At 59.5% G+C, this 6,606-nt stretch carries 7 protein-coding genes and 2 pseudogenes; 4 read left to right on the top strand and 5 right to left on the bottom strand.

Annotated features, from left to right (window positions below; genetic code table 11):
• Positions 1 to 1,499 (top strand): sensor domain-containing diguanylate cyclase (locus AWB78_RS40840; RefSeq protein WP_157697838.1); only part of this gene is annotated, 1,499 nt, incomplete at its 5' end.
• 66 nt (positions 1,500 to 1,565) lie between these two features.
• Here the strand turns inward: AWB78_RS40840 and AWB78_RS40835 are convergent.
• Positions 1,566 to 1,961: a hypothetical protein gene (locus tag AWB78_RS40835; protein WP_198399463.1), complete on the bottom strand. Its 396-nt coding sequence runs from the start codon at positions 1,959 to 1,961 to the stop codon at positions 1,566 to 1,568.
• A 624-nt stretch (positions 1,962 to 2,585) separates the two neighbouring features.
• On the opposite strand from AWB78_RS40835, the gene AWB78_RS40830 reads away from it, so the two are divergent.
• The 3 genes and pseudogenes from AWB78_RS40830 to AWB78_RS50020 all read left to right on the top strand — a co-directional run.
• Positions 2,586 to 2,810: a hypothetical protein gene (locus AWB78_RS40830; protein ID WP_062612765.1), complete on the top strand. Its 225-nt coding sequence runs from the start codon at positions 2,586 to 2,588 to the stop codon at positions 2,808 to 2,810.
• A gap of 472 nt (positions 2,811 to 3,282) precedes the next feature.
• Positions 3,283 to 3,462 (top strand): annotated as a pseudogene (locus tag AWB78_RS49020) (IS3 family transposase); the annotation flags it as partial.
• Between the two features lie 228 nt (positions 3,463 to 3,690).
• Positions 3,691 to 3,963 (top strand): annotated as a pseudogene (locus AWB78_RS50020) (hypothetical protein); the annotation flags it as partial.
• Positions 3,964 to 3,998: 35 nt separating this feature from the next.
• On the opposite strand, the gene AWB78_RS40825 reads toward AWB78_RS50020, so the two are convergent.
• From AWB78_RS40825 to AWB78_RS49490, 4 genes are all read right to left on the bottom strand, one after another.
• Entirely contained in the window at positions 3,999 to 4,757 is a 759-nt protein-coding gene (locus AWB78_RS40825) for an HD-GYP domain-containing protein (RefSeq protein WP_157697837.1), read from the bottom strand.
• Positions 4,758 to 5,162: 405 nt separating this feature from the next.
• A complete protein-coding gene (locus AWB78_RS49015) occupies positions 5,163 to 5,543 on the bottom strand; it encodes an ISAs1 family transposase (RefSeq protein WP_232478098.1) in 381 nt (126 codons plus the stop codon).
• Positions 5,540 to 5,863 (bottom strand): ISAs1 family transposase, encoded by a 324-nt coding sequence (locus AWB78_RS49495; protein WP_062612760.1) that lies wholly within the window; start codon positions 5,861 to 5,863, stop codon positions 5,540 to 5,542. The genes AWB78_RS49015 and AWB78_RS49495 overlap by 4 nt, the downstream gene beginning before the upstream one ends.
• A gap of 17 nt (positions 5,864 to 5,880) precedes the next feature.
• Entirely contained in the window at positions 5,881 to 6,042 is a 162-nt protein-coding gene (locus AWB78_RS49490) for a hypothetical protein (RefSeq protein ID WP_269768978.1), read from the bottom strand.
• Positions 6,043 to 6,606 lie beyond the last annotated feature (564 nt).

The raw sequence follows: 6,606 nt of genomic DNA, 5'->3' as shown, positions 1-6,606 counted from the left end.
TGCTGCTTTGCGCGCTCTGGATCACGGTGCTGTACCGCCTGGACGTCGAAAGAAACACGGCCCTGCACGAAGCGCGCGTATCCGCCGAGCTTCTTGCGCAATCGCTCGAATCGCATACGCAACAGACCATCCACGACATTGACGAAATCGCACTCTTCTGCAAACTCACCTACGAGAGCTCACCCAGCCAGTTCAATCTGAGCACCTGGCAGGCTCACGGCCTCCTTTCGAGCAACACGGCCCTGCAAGTCACGCTCGTCGGCGCAGACGGTCACGTCCTAATGTCCACAGGGGCGCTGACAGGCGACGTTGAGCTGAGCGACCGCGAGCATATCGCGGTCCACCGGCATCGAGACGACGTCGGACTGTTCCTCAGCCGCCCCGTTTTAGGACGCGTATCAGGGCGGTGGTCGGTACAGGGCACACGCCGCATCGACCGTCCTGATGGCAGCTTTGGCGGTGTCGTAGTCATCTCTGAAGACCCCGCCTGGGTGACGGATTCCTTTTACGGCGCCGCTGCCTTGGGCCAGCGCGGACTGGTGGCGGTATTTTCGCCCGACGGGGCGCTGCTCTCCCGACGAACGGGCAACGCCCGCACCCCATCTAACGGCACCTCGCCACTTGCGCTCCCCCCTCTGCTTCACGCCGGCAATACAACTGTCGTGGACCCGCTAGACCGCATCGAACGGATCGTGGCGGTTCGCCGCCTGGCAACTTATGGCCTCATCGTCGTCGCCGGTCTTGCGCTCGACGAAGCGCTCGATGACTACGTTGCGATGCGTCACGTCTATCTCGCGATGACTGTGCTGGTCTCGTTCATGCTGATAGGCTTTGGCGGATGGATCAGCGTCCTCTTCTCTCGGCTCATCCGCAGTCGTGAAGCGTTACAACGACTCTCCGAAACCGATTCGCTGACCGGCTTGCCCAATCGAAGCCGGATGACGCAGTTGCTGGAGGCCGCAGTCGCACGATGCAGTACTGCGGGTTCGACCGCATTGATCTTTGTCGACCTCGATGAATTCAAGCAAATCAATGATACCCATGGCCACCATGCCGGAGATCGCTTGCTTGTCGAGGTCGCCGCACAACTGCGCCGCGCCGCGGGCGATTGCGCGGTGGCTGGCCGCTTGGGCGGAGACGAATTCATTGTGCTCGTCGAGGCCGCCAACGCCGCCGCACTCGCCCAACGCATCGCCGCGGACATCATGGCCGCACTGGCTGCTTTAGTGAGCATCCAGACCCAACCCGAGGGCGTCCGCGCCAGCCTGGGGATCGCCGCGCTCGCACCGCACGAAACGGCGTACGAGTTGCTCGCCAAAGCAGATCTGGCGATGTATGAAGTCAAGCAGCAGCGCCGCGCAAACCGCAAGATTGCGCAAGCAGCCGTTGCGGCAGCACGGTTTGAACTGTCGCACGCGGCATGCCATCCACAGGCACGATTGCGCGATGCGCCTACTCCGCCTAAGCTCGCAAGCCTGGCCAGCATAAGGGCGATCTGAGCAAGCGCGGAGCCGATGTTTTCTAGGTCGCGGGCAGGAAAAAACCCGCGGCGCGATTCAACGAACTCATGCCCGTGCGCGCCGCGTGCCGGATAGCCGGCATAATGCGGCCGCCTTCACCCGATTCAGCTGCTCGCCCGCCTCGACAATCCTTTCCATAGGCGCCGTCAGAAGCTGAATGTCGTGAAGATTTAGGACGACCGCCATGTGCTGATAGCCCGTTTCGCTAAGCCGCCATTGCTCGGTTGCGTTACCCGTCATAAATGCGTCCGCCAGCGCCTTTTCACACACTGCCTGAGTATCCTCAGACATACAGCCATATCCGGCGCGCGCAAGAAACCGGGTGAGCAGCACGAGCGCCGTCAAGCAATGCGCCGCGGCGCGATAGCCGCTTCCTGTGCGCATCGCCTCCAGCGCAATGTGATAGCGAAGCGATAATGCATCTGTCGTCGCGCGTGGCAACGGTCGTCGCATCGCCCTGGCGCGCTGCGACCGGGCCACCGCACCGCTACCCTGAAATGGACTTGTGCGCGCCAATCCGTGATCCCCTGCTCGGCATTTCTTGCGTGCCTTCGCTCGTCTGCCAGTTTTGATAAAAGCCTTGTCCGGTCTCGGACCGCGAACCCGCCGCGCCGCTCGCGGCCCCGGGCCTTGCCCCCGCGGCGGCTCACAGCGGCCATCCGCGCGCTTGGTCATTGCCCAGCACGCCTCTATACCAGCCCTCGATTAGGGTGCTCCGTTCACCCGCTTGGCCCACCGCCACGACTCGACATTGTAGCGACCAGGTGTCGCGAATGCACGACCGAGGACCGAACAACAGGCGGCGCTACACCGCCTGAGGATCAGGCCTTCAGCGGCGCGGCGCGCTGCACGACGGTTGGTGCGAACAACTCACGCATCACTGAGGCGAGCTCACACCCGACCACCATAACAACAACGACGCACGCTGCGGCAAAACGCGTCGAATCTGCCCTCGTTCACCCGCTCAGACACATTCACTATCAGCGACGCTCACGCGTCATCACACCCCGTTCCGCCGTCAAGCCGCTACGCTGCAATGATTGAACATGCATAGGAAACAAGGACATGGAAATCGAAGTGCAACTGGCGAGCGGCGAGTGGATCTCGGTATCTGCGCTCGACGCGAACGTCTCGCCCTTGCCCCCCTCTAGTCCGCGCGCCCATCCACGCCAGCCCGAGCATGTCGCCCAGCGGACCAGGGCATCCCAACTGGCGATCCGCTACTGGCTGTCGCGAGGCGCAATCTGCACGCCGACGAAGATGGGCGTCAACATCGATACCTACTGCTAGCACAGCCCCGGCGCTCCCCTGCGCTCGCCAATGCAAGGTCGGGCCTCCGGGCGTCCGTCAAGCACGGCTTGCCAGCGCCTAACGCCTAACGCTCGCAAGAAATTGCGCGCACAGAGAAAGGGAAGCCAACGTTGGGGCCAGCGAGGGCCCGTCGGACACAGCGGATACGCCCCCCATTGCACGAACCTATGCGCTTTATCCCTTTGAGACTTGGCGTCCCGAACTTTATCGATCTTGGAGCGCGCAGGGACCCAACGAAATCTTCGCCCCTGCGAGATGCTCGGCTGGTCCATATTGGCGGCCCATAACCAAAGGCGAATACGACTGGCCGCGCATGAGAAAAAAGCTGCTGGCTCAAGGCATCACTTCTCGCCAGTGAAGCCGATCAGGTCTGAATGACAGACATCCTCTCAATTTGGCCCGACGAGGGCGGGCGATTCTGTTGGGACCGCCAACCGAAAGCCGGTGAGCATCGCTCACCCAGGCGCGCGTTCACGCTCAACGTTTTGCGACGCGTCGCCAAGCGGTGGACGAGGTGTTCGACCGGTTGAGCTTCTATCATCATAGGCGCCTGCACTCGACGTTGAACTACGTCGGTCCGATGCAATTTGAACAAAACCAGCACGTCGCACAGCGAAAGCAAGCCGCATAATGAACGCTCGGTTAGCGGATACGAAAATTCGCGGGCGCCGCCAGTCCACCCGTCACGCGACCTATCGATCTGCCTCGGCGCTTCTGCTTCCCAGAGAAGAGACAGATCAATCCTACCCCGGCGCTGGCGAAGACACAGCTGTCAACCCTCACAGTTGCGCGCTTGCTTTCTAGAGGTCAGTGGCGCGCCCAAGGGCGTCAGACGACTTGTCGCGTCATGCGATTTGGAATCAGGCAATACCTCGACTCTCTCGAGGGCCACATTTAAATCACCTTCCTGCCGCCGTACTGCCCAGAACTCAATCGCTCGCGTATCTGTCGGCATGGCTCAAACGCCACGCGCTCGCGCACTTGCGCCCGACAACCCCGACGAGTTGCAGACGTCGCCCGCAACAAGCTCAAAAGCGCGCCGCACCTGCCTTCGATCATTTCCGCGCGCTGGAAGGCATCCCTGTGGCGATGGCAAGCTACACTGAAAGTGTCAATAATTGAAATGTGGTAATCAAGAAACCCAAAAACCCAAGTCGAATTTCAGGGCTAATCGCCGAGAGATCGTTCCACGAGCGTTGCAGCTGTATTTGCTAAAAACAGCAGATCCCGATAGTGAACAGACCCGCCGCAGGACAAATTGCGTAGCTCATCGCGCAGATCTAAAAAACGCGCGATGTTGTTCAGCAAAATCTCTACGAGCTCAGGATCAAGATGACTTCCCGCCAGCAATTTAATTTGGCTTAATACGTGTTCGTCCGGAAGCGCTTTGCGGTAGCAGCGGTCGGAAGTCAGCGCGTCAAAGAAATCAACTAAAGACACAATGCGCGCGCCCAAGAAAATATCGTCGCCGGCGATACCCCGAGGATAGCCAGAACCGTCGAATTTTTCGTGATGTTCACACGCAACGATTGACGCCATCTGAAGGACAGGCGACGAAGATTCAGCGAGAAGTGACGCCCCTATCTCCGCATGCTGACGCATGGTTGACCATTCGTTAGATGTAAGGCGCGCAGGCTTCTTTAAGACATCGTCTGGAACTCCGATCTTTCCGATGTCGTGTAGCGGCGCGGCCCAAAATAGCTTTGACGCGATTGCCTTCCCTTCCGTGGTTTGCTGCGCCAACCACGCTGCAAAGGCGCCAATCCTAAAGCAGTGCCCTCCCGTATTATCATCTTTGTATTGAGCGCTAAGAAGCAGGCGCAGTACAACCTCGCGTTCGGAGTCTTCAATTGAAGCTCGTAGATCGTGAGCCGTCAGTTTCTCGAGGAGGGGATCCGCTACGCGAATAGGTTCGGCGATGGACACGTTCATCTCGCTAACGATTGGACCGCGACATTCTTGAGCACGCCTATCTCCACGCCGTATAGCGAACATGAATAGCTGCCTTGCAGTTCACAAACTGCAGTTATAGTCGTTACAGGCTCTCGGCGTACAGCACGAGACCACTCCAAACAGCTGACGCTGGAGAGCAGCATCGACTACCTGTGGAAAACGCACCAGACGCCCCCCCCTTTTTGCGGATTGCCCGCCCGACTTCGCCCCGCCCTCGGCGGGCTTCAGCGGGGCTGGCGTCTTGCTCCAAGACGAACGCACCTTGGGAACCCCTACTGCCCACAAACGCCACAGCATCCCGCCAAGATGGCGGGTGATGTGTTGCTGGTAGTTTATATAGTTCCCAGCGAAATCGTTGTTCTCAAAGATCAACACTTCTTAGTTTGGAGGGCGCGACGCAGGGCAATCGCACGAATTTTCATACTGATTGGATGTCGGCCCAGCCAAGAAGCTGTGCCAGATAGCGGTCGTTTGCACATGCCTTGAGGAGCCTTGAAGAGCCTTGAGGCGCCGATTTCTGAGCCCTACTTTCGAGGTCAGGTCATGGCGCAGCAGATTCATCGAAATGCGCCGGAGCACGGCGACGTTCTGCGCAGCATTGTCAATACGCACGCGACACTGCTCTTCGCCGAACGCCATCTCCAGGCACCCGTGCATGCCATTTTCGATCGCCCAGTGCGAACGCACCGTGTGCGCCAGGCGAGCGGCGTTCGCCGACAGGCTGGAAAGGTAGTAGCGGTTCAGTTGTGGTGGCGTCACCTATTCACGCGTAGCGTCGACAATGGCCGCCGAACGGGCATAGGGCCACGGCGATGCCTCATCGAGTGCGGCCCATTCGAACGCAATACCATGCCGGGTCTCGATCCGGCCATGGTCCCTGCGATCTCGGGGAATTTATGATTGGCCTTGATGGCCAGCACATAGTGCGCGCCGGCGTCCACGATCTTGCGGGCGATCGCACGCTGACATCCCATCGCGTCAATGGTCACGATCGCGCCTTTAGGCAGCAGGGAATCAATCAGCTCCGGTATCGCGGGGATTTCGTTGCTCTTGTCGGCCGTGCGGACCTGCCCCAGCACCTGCCTCAGACCGGCACCTATGCCGAGACCAGATGAATCGCCCGTTTATCCTGCGGATGTGAGCCGCGCACGGTCTTGCCATCGATAGCGATAATCTGATCAGCAAGACTGGGAATCAGGCCACTCATCCAGCGGACAAAGCATGCTTCGAACTGCTTCGAATCAAGCGCGGCGAACACCCGGCCGAAGGTATCGTACGATGGGATGGCGTTGAGTAGCGGGTGTGGCAGCGCAGCCAGTCAAGCTTCTCCTCGCCCCAAACCTGAACGACAACCCCAGTTGTCTGCTCCGCACAGGATCGCGCACAACGCGCTCACCAGAAATTCACTCAGGCCATGCACAGGACTGTGCCTGCGCAGATCGTCCAGACTACCAAACGCCTCTTCAATGCTAAGCACGCCCTACATCGTTCGTCCGCAGAAAATCCGCAGTACACGATCTTCACTCGTTGCTTACAATTTACAATCTCCCGTGATTTTTAATCATCAACGCTCATTCGCGCAATTGCCCTGAGCGTAAAAAGAGTCTCGCAATTCTTCATCTGCGAGAGCGTGCAATGAGCGGGTTGCAAGAGAGGAGCTGGCCCTTTTGGGGCCAGCCCGTACCGTCTTTCCGGCTGTCAAATGCGCGTTGGCGCGTGTGCGCGCTGGTATTTCCGGCCCCAGCGCAGGCGAAAGGACGATTATTGGCCTCTGGGGGACCCTTCCAGAAGGCGCCGCACTTTAACACGAAGTCCGTCGGCA

It is taken from the genome of Caballeronia calidae, assembly GCF_900044055.2.
Taxonomy (GTDB): domain Bacteria; phylum Pseudomonadota; class Gammaproteobacteria; order Burkholderiales; family Burkholderiaceae; genus Caballeronia; species Caballeronia calidae.
The sequence above is the reverse complement of the archived record's forward strand: the minus strand, read 5'-3'. Positions and strand labels throughout refer to the sequence as shown.